Annotated in this window: 15 protein-coding genes and 3 rRNA genes; 2 read left to right on the top strand and 16 right to left on the bottom strand. The window is 65.2% G+C overall.

What is annotated here, in order from left to right; genetic code table 11:
• Window positions 1-6: 6 nt before the first annotated feature.
• The 9 genes from FFF93_RS06260 to FFF93_RS06220 all read right to left on the bottom strand — a co-directional run bounded on the left by FFF93_RS06260 (window position 7) and on the right by FFF93_RS06220 (window position 11,005).
• On the bottom strand, window positions 7-1,770 hold the full coding sequence (locus FFF93_RS06260; RefSeq protein WP_138769684.1) for a CTP synthase: 1,764 nt from the start codon (window positions 1,768-1,770) through the stop codon (window positions 7-9).
• A gap of 75 nt (window positions 1,771-1,845) precedes the next feature.
• Window positions 1,846-3,585 (bottom strand): DNA repair protein RecN, encoded by a 1,740-nt coding sequence (gene recN / locus FFF93_RS06255; RefSeq protein WP_138769685.1) that lies wholly within the window; start codon window positions 3,583-3,585, stop codon window positions 1,846-1,848.
• Between the two features lie 3 nt (window positions 3,586-3,588).
• A complete protein-coding gene (locus FFF93_RS06250) occupies window positions 3,589-4,629 on the bottom strand; it encodes an NAD kinase (protein WP_138769686.1) in 1,041 nt (346 codons plus the stop codon).
• A 46-nt stretch (window positions 4,630-4,675) separates the two neighbouring features.
• Window positions 4,676-5,482 carry a TlyA family RNA methyltransferase gene (locus FFF93_RS06245; protein WP_138769687.1) on the bottom strand — a complete coding sequence of 269 codons (807 nt, stop codon included), beginning with the start codon at window positions 5,480-5,482 and terminating at the stop codon, window positions 4,676-4,678.
• Window positions 5,479-5,754: a hypothetical protein gene (locus FFF93_RS06240; protein WP_138769688.1), complete on the bottom strand. Its 276-nt coding sequence runs from the start codon at window positions 5,752-5,754 to the stop codon at window positions 5,479-5,481. The genes FFF93_RS06245 and FFF93_RS06240 overlap by 4 nt, the downstream gene beginning before the upstream one ends.
• 10 nt (window positions 5,755-5,764) lie before the next feature.
• Entirely contained in the window at window positions 5,765-6,757 is a 993-nt protein-coding gene (locus FFF93_RS06235; protein ID WP_138769689.1) for an HAD-IIA family hydrolase, read from the bottom strand.
• Window positions 6,758-6,763: 6 nt separating this feature from the next.
• Entirely contained in the window at window positions 6,764-8,626 is a 1,863-nt protein-coding gene (locus FFF93_RS06230) for a hypothetical protein (protein ID WP_138769690.1), read from the bottom strand.
• A 137-nt stretch (window positions 8,627-8,763) separates the two neighbouring features.
• A complete protein-coding gene (locus FFF93_RS06225; RefSeq protein ID WP_138769691.1) occupies window positions 8,764-9,189 on the bottom strand; it encodes a hypothetical protein in 426 nt (141 codons plus the stop codon).
• Window positions 9,190-9,382: 193 nt separating this feature from the next.
• Window positions 9,383-11,005, bottom strand: a complete 1,623-nt coding sequence (locus tag FFF93_RS06220; RefSeq protein WP_186372247.1) for a hypothetical protein — start codon at window positions 11,003-11,005, stop codon at window positions 9,383-9,385.
• Here FFF93_RS06220 and FFF93_RS16920 point away from each other — a divergent pair.
• Window positions 10,983-11,285: a hypothetical protein gene (locus tag FFF93_RS16920; RefSeq protein WP_222424653.1), complete on the top strand. Its 303-nt coding sequence runs from the start codon at window positions 10,983-10,985 to the stop codon at window positions 11,283-11,285. The two genes, FFF93_RS06220 and FFF93_RS16920, sit on opposite strands and share 23 nt — an antisense overlap.
• A 314-nt stretch (window positions 11,286-11,599) precedes the next feature.
• Here the strand turns inward: FFF93_RS16920 and rrf are convergent.
• The 6 genes from rrf to FFF93_RS06190 all read right to left on the bottom strand — a co-directional run bounded on the left by rrf (window position 11,600) and on the right by FFF93_RS06190 (window position 22,001).
• Window positions 11,600-11,716: ribosomal RNA gene (rrf, locus tag FFF93_RS06215) — 5S ribosomal RNA — on the bottom strand.
• Window positions 11,717-11,963: 247 nt separating this feature from the next.
• A 23S ribosomal RNA gene (locus FFF93_RS06210) occupies window positions 11,964-15,087 on the bottom strand.
• Window positions 15,088-15,580: 493 nt separating this feature from the next.
• Window positions 15,581-17,107: ribosomal RNA gene (locus tag FFF93_RS06205) — 16S ribosomal RNA — on the bottom strand.
• The 16S, 23S and 5S rRNA genes sit together here, the layout of an rRNA operon.
• A gap of 529 nt (window positions 17,108-17,636) precedes the next feature.
• Entirely contained in the window at window positions 17,637-18,950 is a 1,314-nt protein-coding gene (gene tyrS / locus FFF93_RS06200) for a tyrosine--tRNA ligase (RefSeq protein ID WP_138769693.1), read from the bottom strand.
• Window positions 18,951-19,035: 85 nt separating this feature from the next.
• Complete coding sequence (locus tag FFF93_RS06195) at window positions 19,036-21,285, bottom strand: AAA family ATPase (protein WP_138769694.1); 2,250 nt, start codon at window positions 21,283-21,285, stop codon at window positions 19,036-19,038.
• Window positions 21,286-21,479: 194 nt separating this feature from the next.
• Window positions 21,480-22,001 carry an adenine phosphoribosyltransferase gene (locus FFF93_RS06190; protein WP_138770507.1) on the bottom strand — a complete coding sequence of 174 codons (522 nt, stop codon included), beginning with the start codon at window positions 21,999-22,001 and terminating at the stop codon, window positions 21,480-21,482.
• A 204-nt stretch (window positions 22,002-22,205) separates the two neighbouring features.
• On the opposite strand from FFF93_RS06190, the gene FFF93_RS06185 reads away from it, so the two are divergent.
• Window positions 22,206-22,823: a GNAT family N-acetyltransferase gene (locus FFF93_RS06185; protein ID WP_138769695.1), complete on the top strand. Its 618-nt coding sequence runs from the start codon at window positions 22,206-22,208 to the stop codon at window positions 22,821-22,823.
• Here the strand turns inward: FFF93_RS06185 and FFF93_RS06180 are convergent.
• Entirely contained in the window at window positions 22,793-23,434 is a 642-nt protein-coding gene (locus tag FFF93_RS06180) for a DNA-3-methyladenine glycosylase (protein ID WP_138769696.1), read from the bottom strand. The genes FFF93_RS06185 and FFF93_RS06180 overlap by 31 nt on opposite strands.
• Window positions 23,435-23,490 lie beyond the last annotated feature (56 nt).

Raw genomic sequence — 23,490 nt, 5'->3', positions numbered from 1 at the left:
TGGGAGTTACTTCGACGCTGCCGGGGCGGTTTTGGCAGCGGCCTTGGCAGTCGCAGCGGCAGGCTGGCCCGCGCCGTGCTGGTGGTCCAGGGCGGCCTTGACCAGCCCGGCGAACAGCGGGTGCGGACGGGTAGGTCGTGAGCTGAGCTCCGGGTGCGCCTGGGTGGCCACGTAGTACGGGTGGACTTCGCGGGGAAGCTCGACGTACTCGACCAGCTTGCCGTCCGGTGAGGTTCCGGAGAACACCAGGCCCTCGGCGGCGATCTGCTCGCGGTACTTGTTGTTGACCTCGTAGCGGTGCCGGTGGCGTTCGCTGACCTTCGTGGTGCCGTAGGTCTCGGCGATGACGGAGCCCTCGTCCAGCTTGGCTTCGTACAAGCCCAGGCGCATGGTGCCGCCCAGGTCGCCCTTGCCGTCGACGATGTCGAGCTGCTCTTCCATCGTGGCGATGACCGGGTACTTGGAGTCCGGCTCGAATTCGGAGGATGACGCGCCCTCGAGGCCGACCACGTTGCGGGCGTACTCAATGACCATGCACTGCAGGCCCAGGCACAGGCCCAGGACCGGGAGCTTGGATTCGCGGGCGTACTTCAGGGCGCCGAGCTTGCCCTCGAGGCCGCGGATGCCGAAGCCGCCCGGAACGCAGATCGCGTCCACGCCGTCCAGGGACTTGACCGCCCCCTCGTGGGTTTCGCATTCGTCCGAGGGGACCCAGCGGATCTTGACCTTGGTGTTGTTCGCGAAGCCGCCGGCACGCAGCGCCTCAGTCACGGACAGGTAGGCGTCGGGCAGGTCAATGTACTTGCCGACGAGGGCGATTTCCACCTCGTGCTTGGGGTTGTGCACGGCGTCGAGGAGCTTGTCCCAGCTGGTCCAGTCGACGTCCTTGAACGGCAGGTCGAGGGCGCGGACGATGTAGGAGTCCAGGCCCTGGGAGTGCAGGGTCTTGGGGATGTCGTAGATGCTCGGTGCGTCCGGGCAGCCGATCACGGCGTCGATGTCGACGTCGCACATCCGGCCGATCTTCTCGCGCATGGCCTGCGGAACGTCACGGTCCGAACGGATCACGATCGCCTCGGGCTGGATGCCGATGGAGCGCAGCGCGGCAACGGAGTGCTGCGTGGGCTTGGTCTTGAGCTCCTGCGAGGGGCCGATGTACGGCACCAGCGAGACGTGCAGGAAGAACACGTTGTTCCGGCCCACGTCCTGGCGGACCTGGCGGGCGGACTCGAGGAACGGCTGGGATTCGATGTCGCCGACCGTGCCGCCGATTTCGGTGATGATGACGTCCGGGGCGTTCTTGCCCTCGGCGGGCAGCCGCATCCGGCGCTTGATTTCATCGGTGATGTGCGGGATGACCTGCACCGTGTCGCCGAGGTACTCGCCGCGGCGCTCCTTGGCGATGACCGTGGAGTACACCTGGCCGGTCGTGACGTTGGCCGAACCCTCGAGGTTTTCGTCGAGGAAGCGCTCGTAGTGGCCGATGTCGAGGTCCGTCTCGGCGCCATCGTCGGTTACGAAGACTTCGCCGTGCTGGAAGGGGTTCATCGTGCCCGGATCCACGTTCAGATAGGGATCGAGCTTTTGCATTGTTACAGACAGGCCGCGTGCCCGCAGGAGGTGACCGAGGCTCGAAGCCGTCAGTCCCTTACCGAGCGAGGACGCCACACCACCGGTTACGAAGATGTGTTTGGTCGTCTTGGACGAGCCCGGGAACCGGGAATTTACACGGGAATTTGATCGCTGCACCACGGAATTTGAGCCTATCATCAATTCGGTCTTCCTAGGGTCGGTAAAACGCCGTTGTGATGGCCATCCCAGTCCCGGCCGCGGCGGCCGGATCTGTCAGGCCTGCTGCGGCAACAGCCGTGCGTCATCCAGCAACTCCTGGGCGTGGGCCCGCGCCGATTCGGAATCTTCCTGGCCGGCCAGCATGCGGGCCAGTTCGCGTACGCGTTCCGCCTCGTCGAGGAGTTGGACGTCGCTGGAGGTGAAGCCCGTGGCTGTCGCGCCGTCGGCCCCGCGGACCGAGGTCTTGGTGACCCGGATGTGCTGGTCGGCGAACGCCGCCACCTGCGGCAGGTGGGTGACCACCAGGACCTGGACATGCCGGGCGAGCATGGCCAGCCGGCGGCCGATTTCGACGGCGGCGCGGCCGCCGACGCCGGCGTCGACCTCGTCGAAGACAAAGGTCGGCACAGGGTCGACAGCGGCCAGCACCACTTCGATGGCGAGCATCACGCGGGAGAGTTCACCGCCGGAGGCGCCCTTGCCCAGCGGCCGGGCCGGCGCGCCGGAGTGCGGCTGGAGCAGGAAGGAAATCTCGTCGCTACCGAACGGGCCCAGCTGCTCACCGGGGTCCACGTTGATCACCAGGGTGGCGTCTGCCATGGCCAGGGCAGTCAGCTCGGCGCTGACCCGGGCGGAGAGCTCCTTGGCGGCCTTCTTCCGTGCCTTGCTGATGGCGGTCGCCTGCTTGCGGAGATCGGCCTCGGCGCGGACGACGTCGGCGTCCAGCGCTTCGATCCGGGTGGAGTCGTCCTGGAGCTCCTCGTACCGTGCCCGGGCCTGCTCGGCCCAGGCCAGCACCTCGTCGATACTGGGCGCATACTTGCGCACCAGTTTGGCCAGGGCGGCGCGGCGGTCCTCGATTTCGGCGAGGCGTTCCGGGCCCTCAGTGTCGAGGGAGGCCTGATAGCTGGCCAGCTCCGCGGCGATGTCGTTGAGCAGGAAGCCCACCTCCGCCAGCCGGGCGGCGGCGGAGCCGAGTTCCCCGTCGTGTTCGGCCACGTGCTCCAGGGTGCGTTTCGCGGCGTCCACCAGTGTGGTGGCGTCGGCTTCTTCGCCGAAGTCCTCGGCTATGAGGGCCTGGTGCGCCGTGCTGGCGGCAATCCGGAGCTCTTCGACGTTGGCAAGCTTGACGGCCTCGGCCTTGAGGGACTCGTCCTCGCCCGGCTGCGGATCGACCGCGTCGATCTCGGCCAGCGCGGCCTCGAGGGATTCCGCCTCGCGCAGCCGTTCGCGGGCGGCGCTGCGGAGTTCGTCCAGCTCGGCCTGGCTGGCCTTCCAGTGTCCGTACAGCTCCTGGTAAGCGGCCAGGGAACCGGCGAGCGACTCCCCCGCGAACTTGTCCAGAGCCTCGCGCTGGGCCACCGGACTCTTGAGCCGGATCTGGTCAGACTGTCCGTGGACCACCACCAGCGTCCCGCCGATCTCGGCGAGGACGCCGACCGGCGCGGTGCGGCCGCCGAGGTAGGCGCGGCTGCGCCCGTCGGCACCGACGCTGCGGGCGAGCAGCAGCTCGGCGCCCCCGTCGAACTCCTCGACCTCGGCCCCGGCCTCGCGGGCGCGGCTGACCGCGGCATGGCCGGCGTCGAGCTTGAGCACTGCCTCGGCCGAGGCGCTCTTCGCACCGCTGCGGACGGCGCCGGCGTCGGACCTTGCGCCGAGCAGGAGGCCGACGGCGGTGACCACCATGGTCTTGCCGGCGCCGGTCTCGCCGGTCACTACGCTCAGGCCTGGGCCCAGCGGGAGCGTCGCGTCGGTGATGACGCCGAGGTCGCGGATTCTCAGTTCTTCAAGCATGGATCACTTCGCAGTCGATGGATCGGTGGGCGCGCCAGGGTCCGCGTGCTGCGGTTCTACTTGCGGCGGCGTTGGCAGGGGCGGCATGGGCCGCGGGGTGCGCACCACCGGCAGGGGTCCGGTGTGGATGGCGTCGGGCTGCGGAACGGGGCCTCGCCAGCCCTGGATGGGAAGTTCGAACTTGCGGACCAGCCGCCCGGAGAACGGGGTCTGGTGGGTGCGCGCGAGCCGGACCGGGGTGGCCGAGCGGGTGACTTCCACGCGGGCGCCCGGCGGCAGGTCCACGGAGCGCCGGCCGTCGCACCACAACACGCCCTGCGCGTCGGTGCGGTTCAGGATTTCGACGGCAAGCCGGGACCTGGGCGAGACCACAAGGGGTTTGGCGAAGAGCGCATGCGCGCTGATAGGCACGATCAGCAGCGCCTCGACTTCCGGCCACACCACCGGGCCACCGGCGGAAAAGGCGTAGGCGGTGGATCCGGTCGGGGTGGCAAGGACGACGCCGTCGCAACCGAAGGACGTCAGCGGACGTTCGTCGACTTCGGTGACCACCTCGAGCATCCGTTCCCGGTTGCCCTTCTCGATGGCGGCCTCGTTCAGCGCCCAGGTGTGCCAGATCTTCTGGCCGCGGACCCACACCTGTACGTCGATGGTCATCCGCTCCTCCACCGTGTACTGGCGGCTGGCGATCCACTCCACGGTCTGGGCAAGGTCCGCCCGCTCGCTTTCCGCGAGGAAGCCGACGTGGCCGAGGTTGACGCCGAGCAGCGGCACGTCGACCTCGCGGACCAGTTCCGCGGCGCGCAGGATGGTGCCGTCGCCGCCGAGCACCATCACGAGCTCGACGTCGGGAAGTTTGACGTGGTCGTGCAGCACCTCAACGGGCTGGTCCAGCCGCCCGTAGAACCGGACCATGTCGCCGAGTTCGGATTTCTGCATCACGGGGACGATCCCGGAGGCATGCAGCTGGGCGCACGCTTCCCAGGCGGCCTTGAGGGATTCCTCGCGGCCGGTGTGGGCAAGGATGAGGACACGCCTGCTCATCGGGTTCCGCCTTCTAGTGCTTCTCGTGCTGCTTGTGCTTTCAGTGCTACGGCCAGATCGTTCCGAGTAACGCAGCAACGGCTGCGTCCCGCTCTTCGATCTTAGGCAGGTCCGTCCGGTTCCCGCGTTTTATCCACAGGAAGTACTCGACGTTTCCGTCCTGGCCCGGCAGCGGGCTCTGCGCCAGGCCCTCCAATTCCAGGCCCGCGTCCATCGCCGCGGCCGCCACCTTGGCGACGGCCATCCGGCGTTCCCGCTCGGACGTGACCACCCCGGTGCGGCCCAGGCGGTCCTTGCCGATCTCGAACTGCGGCTTGACCATCAGGACCAGGTCTCCGCCGGGCGCGGTGCACGCCGCCAGCGGCGCCACCACGAGGGTTAACGAGATGAAGGACAGGTCAGCCACCGTCAGCGCCGCCGGACCGCCAATCACATCCGGGGTAATGTAGCGGACGTTGAGGCCTTCATGGACCGAGACCCGGGCATCGTTGCGGATCTGCGGCACCAGCTGGTCATGCCCGACGTCGACGGCCACCACGTGCGCGGCGCCACGCCGGAGCAAAACTTCGGTGAAGCCTCCGGTAGAGGCTCCGGCGTCGAGGCAGCGTTTGCCAGCAACCGCGACGGCGGGAAAGGCGTCCAGGGCGCCGGCGAGTTTGTGGGCCGCACGGCTGACGTAGTCGTCCTCGCTCGTGGTGGCTACGTCCAGGGCCATGCCGTCCTGAACCTGCAAGGAAGCTTTGGCAAGCACCTCCCCCGCCGAGCTGACTTTGCCTTCGCTAATCAGGCGCGCGGCGTGGGTGCGGGACCTCGCCAGCCCGCGGCTGACGAGGGCCTGGTCGAGCCTGGTCATCGTGGGGTGTCCCCCGCTCCCTGTCCAGCCACGTCCTCGTTGAGGGCCGCGGCCAGCTCGTCGTGCAGGCCGGCGTAGACCTCGCCGTGGGACGCGACCGGCAGCTCCGGCACGTCGCCAAGGCGGAGCAGCAAGGCGCCGACGGCGGGGTCGCCGGCCGCGGGGTCGCCCCCGGGTGCCGGCCAGTCGATCCGGGCTTCAGCGCGTTCGGTGCTTTCCGCGCTTTCACGGCTATCCGGCTGGGCGTCGGTGGAGGGGTTCGGCTCGGTCATGCTCTCCAGTCTAGTGATCCAGCCATTCCAGGCTGGGTGCCTTGGCGGTGGGTTCCTCCGGGTTCGCGGCCCACCAGGCGGCACAGGCCGCACGCCACGAATCGAGGTCCGCGGGATCCCCGCTGACGCGCAGGCTTGTACCGAGCACCTCGGCCGAGGCGCCGCCGCAGCGGTAGCGCCCGTCGCCGTCGTCCTCCACCGCCGGATAGGGCCGGTAAAGATCGGTGAGGTCATTGATCAGGAACGTGGGCCGTTCCATGGTGCGGGCGGCGAGGATGGATTCGCGCGTGTCGACGCCCGTCAGCACGGCGACGGTGGCGAAGCCTGCGTTGTTGCCGCCGAGAATATCGGTGTCCAGCCGGTCGCCGACCACCAGGGGACGGTCGGCGGCCAGCCGCTTGGCGGCGGCGTGGAACAGCGGGGCCTCGGGCTTGCCGGCCACCAGCGGCTGACGGCCGGTGGCGGCAGCGACGGCGGCCACCAGGGTGCCGTTGCCGGGCGCCATGCCGCGCGCCTGCGGAATGGACATGTCCGTGTTGGTGGCCACCCATAGGGCCCCGGCCGCGACGACGTAGGACGCCTCCGCGAGGTCCTTCCAGCCCACCTCGGGGTGGAAGCCCTGCACGACCGCGACGGGGTCTTCTGCCTCGGCGCGGACCGGTACCAGGCCCGCGAGCTCGACCTCGCGGGCGAGTGCCTCGCCGCCGGTGATCAGGACGCGGGCACCGGCGGGCAGCATGGAAGCGAGCAGCTCGGCCGCGGCCTGGGAAGAGCTCACCACCTGCTGGTCCTCGGCGGGGGCGCCGAGCTCGCGCAGGTGCTGCGCCACCTCGGCGGGCGACCGCGAGGCATTGTTCGTCACGTAGCCCAGCCCGACGCCGGCGCCGGCGAGGCGCTGGAGCGACTCCACGGCGCCGGGAATGGCCTGCGGGCCGGCGTAAACGACGCCGTCCAAATCGGCCAGGAGCGCGTCGAACCGGGAAATCAGATCAGCTTCGGCCATGGCTGTTTAGCCCTCGCCGCGTTCCGGAACGCGGGACTCTTCATGGTGGGCATCTCGACTTTCCGTGTCGCCGGCCTCGAGTTCGTCCGCTTCAACGGAATCTTCGTCGGATTCGGCGTCGTCGGACTCGAAGAAGTCCGGCTCTTCGTCGTCGGAGCCGGCCTCAAGCTCGTGAGCAGCGGCCTGGGGTGCCGCGTCCTCCGGGAGCCCGGCTACCGCTTCGGCGCTGGCGGCGCGCGGTGCCCGCTCACCTGCGGCCCCCTCGGCCTGCTCAGCGGACTGCTGCTGCAGGATCCGGCGGCGCCGCTGTTCCTCGCGGGCTTCCTCTTCCTCGTCCCAGCCGAGGTCGATGATGTCCGGCTCCTCGTCGACGCCCAGGCCGAGGGCATTCTCGGCCACAACGGCCTGGCGCTGCCACTTCGCGGCTTCGGTTTCGCGGCCGACGGCGGTCAAGGCATCGGCGTAGGCACGGAAAAGCCGGGGGCTGTAGGAGAAGGCGCGGTTCATGTCCAGTTGCGCGATTTCCAGCTCGGAGACGGCGGCGTCGAGCTGGCCCAGGTCGGTGCGGGCGCCGGCGGCGACGATTGCGAGCTCCACCTTGCCGGGAGCGTCAAGGTCCTTGGCTTCTTCGGAGCGGGCCATGTCCAGTGCCCGGTCGGGGCGGCCCAGGCCGCGTTCGCAGTCCGCCATCACCGGGAGGTGCATGTTGGATCCGCTGATCCGGCGGTAGGTCCGGAATTCGCGCAGCGCTTCGCCGTAGTGGCCCGCCGCGTAGGCGGTCAGGCCGACGGCTTCGCGGACCGCTGCGAGGCGGCCACCGCGGCGGCTGGCGGCCAGGGCGTGCTGGAAGGCGAGTTCCGGCTCGTCGTCGATGAGGCGGCCGGCCATGACGAGGTGGCGTGCAACCCACTCGGCACTGTTGTCTTCAAGGGTCTTGATCTGGTGCTGCGTGGCGCGGTCCAGTTCCTTGCCCGTGACGTCCTCATCGATCTGGGGTGAACGCTCGCGGTCCGGGCGGTTGGCACTGCGCAGGTCCCTGGCGTTCGGTTCGCGAACGGGACGATCCTCGGCGCGGTCGCGGCCGAACTGTCGGGGACCTGAGTCGCCGCGGTCGAAGCTGCGAGCCGGACGGTCCTCGCGGTTGCCGAAGGGCTTGCGGTTGTCGCCGCCGCTGAACGGCTTACGATCACGGTCACCGCCGAAGCTCCGACGCTCGCCGCCCTCACGGGACGGACGATCACCAAACGGCTTACGATCACGGTCACCACCACCACTGAACGGCTTACGATCACGGTCGCCGCCGAAGCTCCGACGCTCGCCGCCCTCACGGGACGGACGATCACCAAACGGCTTACGATCCCGATCACCACCACTGAACGGCTTACGATCCCGGTCACCACCACTGAACGGCTTACGATCCCGGTCACCACCACTGAACGGCTTACGATCCCGGTCACCACCACTGAACGGCTTACGATCCCGGTCGCCACCACCACTGAACGGCTTACGATCACCTTCACGCGACGGGCGATCACCAAACGGCTTACGATCCCGGTCACCACCACCACTGAACGGCTTACGATCACCTTCACGCGACGGGCGATCACCAAACGGCTTACGGTCCCGGTCGCCACCACCACTGAACGGCTTACGATCACCTTCACGGGACGGGCGATCACCAAACGGCTTACGATCCCGGTCGTTGAAGGACGGGCGCGATCCCTCCGAACGGTCATCCCTGGCCCGGAAACCGCGCGGGGCTCCGCCGGAGTTGTTCGCGCCGCGGAATCCCCCGCCGCCGGAATTGCGTCCGCCGCCGAAGTTGCCGCGGTCGTTGCCGCCGCGGTTGCCGTCGTTGTGCTCAGCCATGCTGGGTTCCTGTCCGAGGCAGCCGTTCTCTCGACACAGCCGCACCACTCTTCTCAATAGTCTTTTGGACAACTCGCTTCGCAGGATCAACCGTGCGAACTACGCGAGTCCCGTCCATTCTATTGCAGTGCGGAGGTTCAGATTTTGGCCTTGCGTATTATCCGCTCCAGAACGGCTCGGCCCTGCTCCCGGTCCCAGCCGTCTGCGCCGTTTGGCCGCGCGACAAGCAGTCGATAGGCGGCTTGGGACGTTTGCACCCTGAGACTGAACTCACTGGAGCCGGAGAGCCGCACCATCGAATATTGGGCTTTGGATCCGAGTCCGGACACGTCCTGGGCGTCTGTCACCGGGCCGAAGTCGGCGATGGCAGGAGCCTTTGAACCTGTGCCGTCCCAGATAACCTCCATCACGACGGCGTTCGTCGTCACCCCGCTCGCGTCGAGCGGATACACGCATGTGTCCTTCTCGAGGCCATCTTCGAGGCGGACACCCGACGGTTCCGGCGCCTTCATCGAAGAGGCAACGCTGCCCAGGGCGTTCTTGAGCTCAGTTGGGTCAAGCACGCCACAGGCCCGGGTCTGCCCGGTGGGTATCAGGGACGGAGTGGTACGCCCCGGCGATGCCGACTCCGGAACCCCCGGGGTCTCCGTGGAAATCGACGGAGTGGGCGGCGGCGCTGTGGCCGTGCAGGCTGCAAGCCCAACGACGAGCAGCCCACAGGCGGAGACCGCCCGGAGGCCGCTCGTCCAGCGTTGGCTAGCGGAAGACATCTCCACCCACTCCCATGACAATCCGGTCGCCCGGCGCAGCAGACCTGATGTAGCGGGTGACGTCATCTTCCAGCAGCGAAATACAGCCCCAGGTCGGGACCCGGTTGGCGTGCAGGAAGATGGCGAAGCCAGCGTTCATCACGATGGGCGAATCCGGCGGCCGGTTGTAATTGATCACCACGCCCTGTCGGTAGTCGTGCGACGGGCGGGTGGCGTAGTACCACATGTTCTCGTCGGGGAAAACGTCTGCACTGGACTCAAAGTACTTGTTGTAGTTGCCGTTGAGCCTGCCGCCCCAGCGCGAGTAGGAGTTGAGCGTGAGGTAGTTCAGTTTAGTACCCGGGTTCCCCAGGCCGAAAGCGTCCGTGACAGTGAAGGATCCGGTAGGCGAGTACTTATTGATCGTCGGACCGGTCGGTACACCGGCCCACGCGAAGCCGCTCTCGCCGGCGTAGCCCGGCACGTTCCACTCCAGCGTGTAGCCGCTGTCGCCCTTGAGGCAGGTTGCGAAGGAGACGGGCGTGGCGACGTAGCGCTCTGCGATGGCGAAGGACACGCGCTGCGCGCCGGCCGTACCGTACTTAACGCCGCCGCGGTTGAGTGCCTCGCAATAGCCCACCGGGTTCAGGTGGAACATCACCCAGCCGGAGGGCTCCCAGTCGAGCCATCCCCACTGGAAGTACTGGCGGCAGCCGGAGGCGCTGCAGTATTCCGGCGAGTTCGGGTAGCCGAGGGCGCCCCCGCCGCTGCCGCGCTGCTGGAATTCACCGCGGATAGCTCCGCTGCTCGGCTGGGCGCCGGTTGCCGGGGACCAGTAGAACGTGGCTCGCTGGAACTCCTGCAGGCAGCCGTTGCCCGGGAGGCCACACGTTTCCCGCCCGACGGGGTATCCCATCCAGCTGTTCTCGTAGCCGTACTCGGCCCAGCGGGTCCGGATGGCGCCCCAGGTGGGCTGCGCGCCCGACGCCGGTGACCACATCATCGTTCCGCGCTGGAAGTTCTGGAAACAGCCGGACGCCGTCAGGCCACAGATCTCCCTGCTCGTGGGGTAGCCGAGGCCGCCGTCCTGCGCATTGAGCTCAAGCCAGCGCAAGCCGATTCCGCCGCCGACCTCCCAAGCACCCGCTGTTGCGGTCCAGCCAATCGATCCGCGCTCAAAGCGCTGGACGCACCCACCTTGGGCAAGTCCGCACACGAGCAGGCCCGCCGGGTAGCCAAGGCGGCTTGAAACGCCGCCAATCTGGTTCCACCGCTGGCCGATGCCGCCGCCGGTGGGGAACGCGCCGGTCCGCGGCGACCAATAGAGGGTGCCCGACTGGAAGTCTTGGGAGCAGCCATCGCCCGCCAGGCCACAGCGCTCGGCGGAAAGCGGGTACTTCAGCCAGGAGCCCTCGGCACCGAGCCTCTTCCACTGTCCGCCAATTGCACCGTTCCACACGGCAACGGCGCCGGTTGTTGCGGTCCAATAGATGGATCCGGAGGTGAAGTCACGTTTGCAGCCGTCGGCGGCGAGCCCACATTCAGCGGGAGCCAGCGCAGGCCCATAGGATCCCGTGGCCCCGCCCAGTGCCGCCCACTTATCATCGATGGCGGCAATGCCGGCGGACACGACAGCAGCGTTGACGGTCTTTGCCGGCGCCGTCGGTACGGTGGCAGTGGGCGCCGCGCTGGGCATGGGCGCCGTCGTCGCAGTCGGGGTCGCTACGGGGGACGTCGACGTCGACGTCGGAACCGGTGTGGCGCCGCCGGTGGCGCTCTCACTGGGGCTCGGTGTCGGCTGCGGAACGGCGACCGTGGTGGTCGGACTCGGAGCCGGAGTGCCATCGGCGGCTGATGCCGGTGCTATGGCACCGATGGCGAGAACACCTGCCAGGGCGGCAGCGGCGTAGATACGCCCAACGGATTTGCTAATCAATGAATCCCCCAAAATCACAAGCTGAAAAAGTAGTCTCCGGTATCGGGCGGGGACGGGACCGTAGCGCCGTCAATAGCCCGCCGGCGATTTCCATTCCCCAAAGCTATCCCACCCTAACTTCCCGGCCCCAGACATTCGCCAGCTCCCGCTATTTGTTTCCGGATCGTTGTGGTCGGCCCTTTCGCGGGGGCACCGCCATTGTTGCCGGCAGCCGGCGCTCCGGGTGCGTTTTGGGTGTTAAATGGCGCAGGCCCCGACACTGTGTGTCGGGGCCTGGCTGTAATGGTTGTCCGGCGGTGACCTACTCTCCCACACCCTCCCGGGTGCAGTACCATCGGCGCTGTGGGTCTTAGCTTCCGGGTTCGGAATGGGACCGGGCGTTTCCCCCACGCTATGACCGCCGTAACCCTGTGTCCGCGCCCTTGGGGTCTGTGAAAGCCGCCCCCTGGGTGGGAAATCTGTGGTTACAACATGTTTCCTGCAGTGACCTGCAGTTGTGGTGTTGTTATTTTGTTGTCGGTTCCTGTGCAACGTTTCGTCTGGTGACGGGTTTGTTGTTTGGGAACCACATAGTGGACGCAAGCAGTCTTGTTTCTTTGTACCCTCTTCCATGGTGTGAACGTCTTTTGAATCCGTTCACGGAAGGGGGTGTGTGGTGTAAGTTATCGGCCTATTAGTACCGGTCAGCTTCACGAGTCGTTAGTCCTCGCTTCCACATCCGGCCTATCAACCCAGTGGTCTGGCTGGGGGCCTCTCACACACAAGGTGTATGGAAATCTCATCTCGAAGCGAGCTTCCCGCTTAGATGCTTTCAGCGGTTATCCCATCCGAACGTAGCTAATCAGCGGTGCACTTGGCAGTACAACTGACACACCAGAGGTTCGTCCGTCCCGGTCCTCTCGTACTAAGGACAGCCCTTCTCAAATTTCCTGCGCGCGCAGCGGATAGGGACCGAACTGTCTCACGACGTTCTAAACCCAGCTCGCGTACCGCTTTAATGGGCGAACAGCCCAACCCTTGGGACCTACTCCAGCCCCAGGATGCGACGAGCCGACATCGAGGTGCCAAACCATGCCGTCGATATGGACTCTTGGGCAAGATCAGCCTGTTATCCCCGAGGTACCTTTTATCCGTTGAGCGACGGCCATTCCACAATGTACCGCCGGATCACTAGTCCCGACTTTCGTCCCTGCTCGAGATGTCTCTCTCACAGTCAAGCTCCCTTGTGCACTTACACTCGACACCTGATTGCCAACCAGGCTGAGGGAACCTTTGGGCGCCTCCGTTACTTTTTAGGAGGCAACCGCCCCAGTTAAACTACCCATCAGGCACTGTCCCTGACCCGGATTACGGGCCGAAGTTAGATGTCCAAAGTGACCAGAGTGGTATTTCAACGATGACTCCACCCGAACTGGCGTCCGGGCTTCAACGTCTCCCACCTATCCTACACAAGCCACTCCGAACACCAATACCAAACTATAGTAAAGGTCTCGGGGTCTTTCCGTCCTGCTGCGCGTAACGAGCATCTTTACTCGTACTGCAATTTCGCCGAGTTTATGGTTGAGACAGCGGGGAAGTCGTTACTCCATTCGTGCAGGTCGGAACTTACCCGACAAGGAATTTCGCTACCTTAGGATGGTTATAGTTACCACCGCCGTTTACTGGGGCTTAAATTCTCAGCTTCGCCTTGCGGCTAACCGGTCCTCTTAACCTTCCAGCACCGGGCAGGAGTCAGTCCGTATACATCGTCTTGCGACTTCGCACGGACCTGTGTTTTTAGTAAACAGTCGCTTCCCCCTGGTCTCTGCGGCCCCTGCACGCTCCGGACAGCTAGTGTCCATCACGATAGGGGCCCCCCTTCTCCCGAAGTTACGGGGGCATTTTGCCGAGTTCCTTAACCATAATTCTCTCGATCGCCTTAGTATTCTCTACCTGATCACCTGTGTCGGTTTGGGGTACGGGCGGCTAAAACCTCGCGTCGATGCTTTTCTAGGCAGCATAGGATCACCGAATCCCCCCATACGGGGGTCCCGTCGGGTCTCAGGCATCATGAACGGCGGATTTGCCTACCGTTCGCCCTACATCCTTAGACCGGGACAACCATCGCCCGGCTCGGCTACCTTCCTGCGTCACACCTGTTAATACGCTTGCCTCCCAGGATCAGGTCCCGCGCTCCACCAAAACCCTCACACCACAAGGGTGATCGGGCAGGTCTCGGGCGGTTAGTATCCCCTGTTCAGCATGGGCGGTTTTTCGCCGGTACGGGAATATCAACCCGTTGTCCATCGACTACGCCTGTCGGCCTCGCCTTAGGTCCCGACTTACCCAGGGCAGATTAGCTTGACCCTGGAACCCTTGATCATTCGGCGGACGGGTTTCTCACCCGTCTTTCGCTACTCATGCCTGCATTCTCACTCGTGTAGGCTCCACCGCTGGTTTCCACCGCGACTTCACTGCCCACACGACGCTCCCCTACCCATCCAGACGCCTGAACCACAAGGGCTTAGCTAATATCTGAATGCCACAACTTCGGCGGTGTACTTGAGCCCCGCTACATTGTCGGCGCGGAATCACTTGACCAGTGAGCTATTACGCACTCTTTTAAGGATGGCTGCTTCTAAGCCAACCTCCTGGTTGTCTTCGCAACTCCACATCCTTTCCCACTTAGCACACGCTTAGGGGCCTTAGTTGGTGGTCTGGGCTGTTTCCCTCTCGACTATGAAGCTTATCCCCCACAGTCTCACTGCTGCGCTCTCACTTACCGGCATTCGGAGTTTGGCTGACGTCAGTAACCTTGTAGGGCCCATTAGCCATCCAGTAGCTCTACCTCCGGTAAGAAACACGCAACGCTGCACCTAAATGCATTTCGGGGAGAACCAGCTATCACGAAGTTTGATTGGCCTTTCACCCCTACCCACAGCTCATCCCCTCCATTTTCAACTGAAGTGGGTTCGGTCCTCCACGACGTCTTACCGTCGCTTCAACCTGGCCATGGGTAGATCACTTCGCTTCGGGTCTAGATCACGCCACTGCAACGCCCTGTTCAGACTCGCTTTCGCTACGGCTTCCCCACACGGGTTAACCTCGCGACGTAACACTAACTCGCAGGCTCATTCTTCAAAAGGCACGCCGTCACAACTACAAGGCTGCTCCGACGGATTGTAAGCACACGGTTTCAGGTACTGTTTCACTCCCCTCCCGGGGTACTTTTCACCTTTCCCTCACGGTACTGGTCCGCTATCGGTCATTAGGGAGTATTTAGGCTTATCAGGTGGTCCTGACAGATTCGCACGGGATTTCTCGGGCCCCGTGCTACTTGGGATACTTCCCAGGCGGCACACTACATTTCGGTTACGGGGCTCACACCCTCTCTGGCCGGCCTTTCAAGACCGTTCACCTATGCACATGCTCTCACCCCACTGTCCCGGCAGAGACAGAACGGAAAGTCCCACAACCCCGACCATGCAACGCCCGCCGGCTATCACACATGGAACGGTTTAGCCTGATCCGCGTTCGCTCGCCACTACTGACGGAATCACTATTGTTTTCTCTTCCTGCGGGTACTGAGATGTTTCACTTCCCCGCGTTCCCTCCACGCACCCTATGTGTTCAGATGCGGGTCACCAGATCACTCGCGCGTCTGGCGGGGTTTCCCCATTCGGACACCCTGGGATCACAGTCCGGTTATCGACTCCCCCAGGCTTATCGCAGATTCCTACGTCCTTCTTCGGCTCCTAATGCCAAGGCATCCACCGTGTGCTCTTAAAAACTTGACCACAAAAGATCAAGGAGTAATTTCGAGAGAACCATGAAAACCACCCCCACACCCAAAGGCGCAAGGACAGATCCAGGTTCATATTCTTGGAAATTGCTTCTTATAAAAGATGCTCGCGTCCACTATGTAGTTCTCAAACAACAACCCCGTACCACACACCCCACACGCACCCACAAAAGGGCAAACCGTGTGCTCGCTGCAGCCGGGAAACCAGAAACACAAGTCCCGGGGAAAACCCCGGTCCTGTTGTCTCAGGACCCAACAGTGTGCCAAACACTAAACCGCTTATCCCCCGTCCGCACCGTTCCAGGACACGCCCCCTCAAGAGGGAACAGCATCCGTACTGGGTGCCGGCAGGAAACCGGCGGCCGCTATTTGTTGATATTCCACCCGTGAGCACCCGCCGCAGAACAATCGTCTGCGCAACGGGCGTACTCCTGACAACACCACCACACCCGCATACACGGGGTGAGGTTGTTGTAGGTGCTCCTTAGAAAGGAGGTGATCCAGCCGCACCTTCCGGTACGGCTACCTTGTTACGACTTAGTCCCAATCGCCAGTCCCACCTTCGACAGCTCCCTCCCACAAGGGGTTAGGCCACCGGCTTCGGGTGTTACCAACTTTCGTGACTTGACGGGCGGTGTGTACAAGGCCCGGGAACGTATTCACCGCAGCGTTGCTGATCTGCGATTACTAGCGACTCCGACTTCATGGGGTCGAGTTGCAGACCCCAATCCGAACTGAGACCGGCTTTTTGGGATTAGCTCCACCTCACAGTATCGCAACCCTTTGTACCGGCCATTGTAGCATGCGTGAAGCCCAAGACATAAGGGGCATGATGATTTGACGTCGTCCCCACCTTCCTCCGAGTTGACCCCGGCAGTCTCCCATGAGTCCCCGCCATTACGCGCTGGCAACATGGAACGAGGGTTGCGCTCGTTGCGGGACTTAACCCAACATCTCACGACACGAGCTGACGACAACCATGCACCACCTGTGAACCGGCCCCAAAGGGGAAGGACTGTTTCCAGCCCGGTCCGGCCCATGTCAAGCCTTGGTAAGGTTCTTCGCGTTGCATCGAATTAATCCGCATGCTCCGCCGCTTGTGCGGGCCCCCGTCAATTCCTTTGAGTTTTAGCCTTGCGGCCGTACTCCCCAGGCGGGGCACTTAATGCGTTAGCTACGGCGCGGAAAACGTGGAATGTCCCCCACACCTAGTGCCCAACGTTTACGGCATGGACTACCAGGGTATCTAATCCTGTTCGCTCCCCATGCTTTCGCTCCTCAGCGTCAGTTAATGCCCAGAGACCTGCCTTCGCCATCGGTGTTCCTCCTGATATCTGCGCATTTCACCGCTACACCAGGAATTCCAGTCTCCCCTACATCACTCTAGTCTGCCCGTACCCACCGCAGATCCGGAGTTGAGCCCCGGACTTTCACGGCAGACGCGACAAACCGCCTACGAGCTCTTTACGCCCAATAATTCCGGATAACGCTTGCGCCCTACGTATTACCGCGGCTGCTGGCACGTAGTTAGCCGGCGCTTCTTCTGCAGGTACCGTCACTTTCGCTTCTTCCCTACTGAAAGAGGTTTACAACCCGAAGGCCGTCATCCCTCACGCGGCGTCGCTGCATCAGGCTTGCGCCCATTGTGCAATATTCCCCACTGCTGCCTCCCGTAGGAGTCTGGGCCGTGTCTCAGTCCCAGTGTGGCCGGTCACCCTCTCAGGCCGGCTACCCGTCGTCGCCTTGGTGAGCCATTACCTCACCAACAAGCTGATAGGCCGCGAGTCCATCCAAAACCACAATAAAGCTTTCCACCCCCCACCATGCGATGAGGAGTCATATCCGGTATTAGACCCAGTTTCCCAGGCTTATCCCAGAGTTAAGGGCAGGTTACTCACGTGTTACTCACCCGTTCGCCACTAATCCCCGGTGCAAGCACCGGATCATCGTTCGACTTGCATGTGTTAAGCACGCCGCCAGCGTTCATCCTGAGCCAGGATCAAACTCTCCGTTGAAGTAAAACAGACACACCATGCGCCCCCGGGAAAACGGGATGCACACAATGCACAAAATTTGAAACCAGCTAAAAACACCGGACCCATCCACGGGGTGGCGGATCCGGCACAATCAACCAATTCAATACAATAAATTGGTATCAACAAACTTGGCACACTATTGAGTTCTCAAACAACAGACACATTCGAATACTTGCCGAAACAATTCACTTAGTGAATTTATTTGTCTCGTTTTTCTTCGTTGCGATGTATTTAGCTTATTTCATTCATTTCCACTTTGCAAACCCGGAAGTTTTTCCGGAATTCACCTCGTGGAAGCGAATCCGCCCAGCAAAATGCGAAGCAATTTCGATTTCCGACGACGAGCGACGAGCGACGGAAGAATTGCTTCTCTTGTTTGGGGGTTTGTCACCACTCAGCGGCGGCGACTCAGAAAACAATACACGCTCCTCTCCGGCCGTGCAAATCGGCTGGAGAGGAGCGTGCAGGAAGGGTCACGGGCGGCGCGGCAGACGCGCGGAGCAGCCGGCTAGACGCCGGAAACCTCCACGGTTGCCAGGTTCTTCTTGCCGCGGCGCAGCAGCAGGAACCGGCCGTGCAGAAGTTCCGCGGGGGCGATGACGGCGTCGGGGTCCGAGATCTTGGTGTTGTTCACGTAGGCGCCGCCCTCGCCGACGGTCCGCCGGGCAGCGGACTTACTTTCGGACAGCCCGGTGGCCACCAGCAGGTCGATGATGCCGAGGCTGGAGCCATCCACGGTGGCGGAGGGCAGCTCCGCCGTGGCGGCCTGCAGGCTCGCAGCATCGAGGACCGTCAGGTCTCCCCCGCCAAACACGGCAGCCGATGCCGCAATGACTTTCTCCGTAGCTTCCACGCCGTGCACCAGCGAGGTCACCTCGTACGCGAGTTTGCGCTGGCCCTCGCGGGCGAACGGCCGCTCAGCCACCGAGGTCTCAAGGGCTTCGATCTCGGCCCGGCTGAGGAAGGTGAAGACCTTGAGCCGGGCCGCGACGTCGGCGTCGGCAGTGTTGAGCCAGAACTGGTAGAAGGCATAGGGGCTGCACATGTCGGCGTCCAGCCAGATCGCGTTGCCCTCGCTCTTACCGAATTTGGTGCCGTCCGAGTTGGTGATCAGCGGCGTGCCCAGTGCGTGGACGTGCTTGCCCTCCACCTTGCGGATCAGGTCCGTGCCGCTGGTGAGGTTGCCCCACTGGTCCGAGCCGCCGGTCTGCAGGACGCAGCCGTAGTCGCGGAACAGCTGCAGGTAGTCCATGCCCTGCAGGATCTGGTAGCTGAACTCGGTGTAGCTGATGCCCTCGTCGGAATTCAGGCGGGTGGCCACGATGTCCTTTTTGATCATCGTGCCGACGCGGAAGTGCTTCCCGATGCCGCGCAGGAAATCGATGGCGCTCAGGGGGGCGGTCCAGTCGAGGTTGTTCACCATCCGGGCCGCGTTCTCGCCGTCGAAGCTGAGGAAGCGCTGGACCTGTCCCTGCAGCCTGCCGACCCATTCCGCCACCGTCTCCGGGGTGTTGAGCACGCGCTCGGCGGTCTGCCGCGGGTCTCCGATCAGCCCGGTGGAACCTCCCACCAGGCCCAGGGGCTTGTGCCCGGCCAGCTGGAGCCGGCGCATCAGCAGAAGTTGCACGAGGTTTCCGAGGTGGAGGCTGGGCGCGGTGGGGTCGAAGCCGCAGTAGTACGTCACGGGGTCGCCGGCGAGCAGTTTCTCCAGCTCGGCCTCATCCGTGGACACGTGGACAAGGCCGCGCCACTTCAGCTCCTGCCAGATGTTGGCGAAGCCGGGGTCGTTCTGCTGGGACTGAAGATCATTTAGCTGGGACACGGAATCTAAGTTAGCAGGAACGCCGGGGCCGGACGGCCCGTCCCCGGCACGTGACGGAACACCACGTGCCGGTCCCCGCCCGTCCCTAGCTCCGTGGTCCGCGGGCTTCCTCTTCGATGCCGGCCGGCACGCCGGCGGCCGCGATGAGGCGCAGCCGCTGGGTGGGGCGGGTCATTGCCACGTACAGATCCCCCACCTTGCCGTGCTCATGGTTGAGCATGGCAGACGGTTCCAGCACCACGACGCCGTCGAACTCCAGCCCCTTGGCCTCGCGGGGGCTGATCACCACGATGTCCTGCTCGTAGCTGCCGGCGCCGGTGCCGACGCGGCGGCCGTAGGCGCCGCGCAGCGCGGCGGTGGCTTCGGGCAGGAGTCCGCCGTCGGCAATCACCGCGAGCAGGCCGCCGTCGAGCGCGTCCAGCTCGTCGGGAAGGACCTCCAGGAGCCGGTCGACGATCGTGCCGGGCTCGACGCGGTCGATCACCGGCGACCAGCGGCCGTCCCGGACGGCCTTGGGGGCGGAGACGACGAGTCCGGCGGCGTTGGCCATCCGCGCTGCCGCCTCGGCGATCTGGGCGGGGGTGCGGTAGTTGACGGTGAGTTCCTCGAGCTGCCAGCGGTCCCCGAACATCGGGGCCAAGGCGCTCTGCCAGGATTTGGCCCCGGCCACCGAGCTCGTCTGGGCGATGTCGCCGACGATCGTGAAGGACTTCAGCGGGCAGCGGCGCACCAGCAGCCGCCACTGCATCGGCGAAAGCTCCTGCGCCTCGTCCACCACAATGTGCCCGAAGGCCCAGGTGCGGTCGCTGGTGGCGCGCTCGGCCGCGGTCAGCCGACCCTCGCGTTCCTGGTTCTGGTCCACCAGTTCCTCGGCCGAGATCAGCACATCGACACCGGCGGTTTCCATGTTGACCAGCGTCTGCTTGGCGTTGGCCAGGTCACGGGCACGGTCGTGCTCCTGCTGGGCCAGGCCGCGGCCGGCAGCCGGGTCCAGTTCACCAAGCAGTTCCGCGGCCTCGTCCAGCAGCGGCACGTCCGCCTCGGTCCACGGCGAACCGGCCGGCCGGAGCAGCAGGGCCCGCTCGGCCGGGCTGAGGCTGGGGGTGCAGGCCTCCAGGATGGCTGGCTTACTCAGCAGCTCCCCCACCAGCTTCTCCGGGGTCATCGGCATCCAGCACAGGTTCAGGGCCACGCGGACGTCCCGCGCCGAGCGGACGTCCTCGGCGAGGTAGGAGCGGTCGGCGTTGTTGCCGATGCTGCCCGCCTCGACCAGCTCGGTCATCTGCTCGGTCAGTTCGCGCAGCAGGATCTTGACGAAGGAGACCCGGGCCTCGTTGTGCGGTTTTCCGGTGGCACGTGCCTTGTCCCGGGCACGGCGCACCTGCCGGGGGGTCAGCACGAGTTTGCGGCCGTCCACCTCGAGGATCCGGTTTTCCGCCGGGATCCGCTGCCGGTTGGCGACTGCGTTGGCCACGACCTCGGCCATGTCGAGCCGGCCCTTGATCGCCGCGACATCGGCGTCGTCCTCGGCGACGGCGTGGATGCCGGGCATCAGCCGGCCCAGGCTGGCCATGACGACGCCGGTCTCACCCAGGGACGGCAGCACCCGTTCGATGTAGTTCATAAACGACGAGGACGGGCCCACCAGCAGCACGCCGGCTGTCTTGAGCCGGTCCCGGTGGGTGTAGAGCAGGTAGGCGGCACGGTGCAGGGCCACGGCGGTCTTGCCCGTGCCGGGGCCGCCCTGGACCACCAGCGCGCCGGAGATGGAGGAGCGGATGATCCGGTCCTGCTCGGACTGGATGGTGCCGACGATATCCGACATCCGGCCGGTGCGCTTGGAATTCAGCGCGGCGAGCAGCGCCCCTTCGCCCTGCAGGGAGTCGTTGTCCGCCAGCAGGTCGGCGTCGAGCACGTCGTCCTCGATGGCCTTGACCTCGCGGCCCTGCAGGATCAGGTGCCGGCGGCGGCGAACGCCTTGCCGGTCGAAGGCTGTGGCCTGGTAGAAGTGGCCGGCCTCGGGGGCGCGCCAGTCGACCATCAAGCGTTGCAGGTCCTCGGTGGTCAGGCCGATGCGCCCGATGTACTGGGCCTCACCGGAGTCCAGGTCGAGGCGTCCAAACACGAGGCGGTCGTCGACGGCATCGAGCTGGGCGAGGCGGTCCTCGTAGAGTGCGGCAAACGCGTCCCGCTCCGAGACGTTCTGCATGGTGCCCACGGCGCCGGCGCGGCGGACCTGGGCCAGCTGGGCGCGCTTTTCCGCCCGCAGCTCATCCAGCCGGGCGTACAGGCCGGCCACATAGTCGCGTTCATGGGCCAAATCAGCGTCGTGCATCGAGCGTTCCCCTATCGAAAAAGACAGACCAACCATTCTACAGCGATTTCGGTGATCTCTCCCGAAATATGTCGGTTTTCTTCCGGCCGCACTTTTTCAGGCATTCTACCGAGGCGGCCGCCAGGGTCCAGCCAGCGGTCCAGCCAGCGGTCCCGCCGCGCAGCCGGCGGGCGCCGCCGCCCGGCGTGCCCGGGTTAGAGGCTGAGCAGGGAGTGCACGCGGTGTCCGTCCAGGGCGTCCCGGCCCTTCAGTTCGCCAAGCTCCATCACCACGCCGACGCCGGCCACTTCTACGCCGCAGCGCGCGAACAGCCGTGCGGCGGCGCCCAGGGTGCCGCCGGTCGCGAGGACGTCGTCGAGGATAAGCACCCGGGTGCCTGGGGCCAGGTCCGCGCTATGCAGTTCCAGGGTGGCGGTGCCGTACTCCAGCGAGTAGTCCTCCGAGACGACCTCGCGGGGCAGCTTGCCGGCCTTGCGGACGGTGACGACGCCGGTGTCTGTGGCGTAGGCGGCCGCCGCAGCCAGCAGGAAGCCGCGCGCTTCCACCCCGGCGACGGCGTCGAACTGCCCGTGGAAGGGCTCCACCAGGGCATCCACCATGGCCTTGAGCGCGGCGCCGTCGGCGAAGACCGGGGTCAGGTCCTTGAAGACGATGCCCGGCTTGGGATAATCCGGGACGGTGGCGCACAGGCTGGCAATCAGCTCCTGCACCGGCACGCTGGTGGCGGCCTGCTGGGGGTGTTCTGCTGGATTGGCTTGGGGTTCGCGTCGGCTTGGATTCACCCGTCCACCTTACGCGGTGGCGCCAAACCGCAGGCGGGGGCCGGTCTGCACTGAGGCCACCCGGGCGTTGCCAACTGTTCATGCTGAGGGCCCCGTTTTTCCGTTACCCAGGGCCTGCCGCGGTGATTCAATACTGCAATGCAGCACGAAATCGCCTTGTCCGGACACGGCGTTTGCGCCGTACCGCTCTCGCCGCGGCACGCGTCGGCGCTCTTTGACTTTGTGGATCCGGAGATGTGGGCCGGCATGGCCGCGGCCCGGCCGCTCGACGCGGCGGGGCTGGCCGCTTTGTTCCGTGCGCGGCTGGAGGACCCGTCCGTGCTCCCGTTCGCAGTGGCGGACCAGCGGACCGGTGCGCTGCTGGGCACCACCTCGCTGTGCGACTACGTCCCCACGCAAGACCGCATCGAGATCGGCGGCACGTTCTTCGGCCGTCAGTTCTGGGGCAGCCACGTCAACGCGGCGACGAAGAACATGCTGCTTGGCTACGCCTTCGAGGTGCTCGGAGCGCACCGCGTGGGCTTCCGCTGCGATGCCACGAACCTGCGCAGCGCCGCCGCGATCGAGCGCCTGGGCGCCCAGTTCGAGGGGGTCCTGCGCGGACACCGGACCGCTCAGGACGGCGGGCGCTCGAACACCGCCGTCTTTTCGATCCTGGCCGGCGAGTGGCCCCGGGTACGGGACGGCCTGAGGTCCCGGCTGGCCCCTTTTGAAGTTCCTGCCGGCTACGCCGTTCGGACCTTCGCGGACTTGTAACGGGAGACCGTCGGGTCCCCGCTGAGCCAAAAGCGCCAGGGGTAGTCATCGGTGCCGCCTGCGCCGGAGACGCCGACCCGGGGCCCGGAGCTGATACCCGACGCCGGTTTGTCCGGCAGCTCGAGCCGGAACGGCGGCCCGAGCGCGTCACGGCCGCTGTCCGCCGTCGTGAGTCCCAGGGTGGTGGCGAAGCGGGCGGGGCCGCTGGCCAGGTCCTTCGGGGATTTCGACGTCGGCCTCCGGGCCAGGGCCAACTCCTCCCCCGCCACCACTTCGCCGGCGCGCAGCAGCAGGGCCGAAGCGACCCCCTCGGGGCCGCAGACGATGTTGGCGCAGTGGTGCATGCCGTAGGTGAAGTACACGTAGAGGTGGCCCGCCGGGCCGAACATCGGGGCGTTCCGCCTGGTCTGGCCGCGGAATGTGTGCGAGCCGGGATCTGGGTGGAGCGAGTCCTCCGGTCCCAGGTAGGCCTCGACCTCGGTGATCCGCACCGCCACGGGCCCGCCGTGGCTCTCGTGAGTGAGCACCGCGCCGAGCAGCAGCGGCGCCACGGTGCGGGCGTCGCCGGACAACAGCCCGCGCAGGGCCTCAGGGGTCAGGCGCGAATCCATCCTCCGACTTTAACAAACCCAAGGCGGCGGGCTGCGGCCAGGCCTCCACGGCCGTG

The organism is Arthrobacter sp. KBS0702 (assembly GCF_005937985.2).
Taxonomy (GTDB): domain Bacteria; phylum Actinomycetota; class Actinomycetes; order Actinomycetales; family Micrococcaceae; genus Arthrobacter.
The sequence above is the reverse complement of the archived record's forward strand: the minus strand, read 5'-3'. Positions and strand labels throughout refer to the sequence as shown.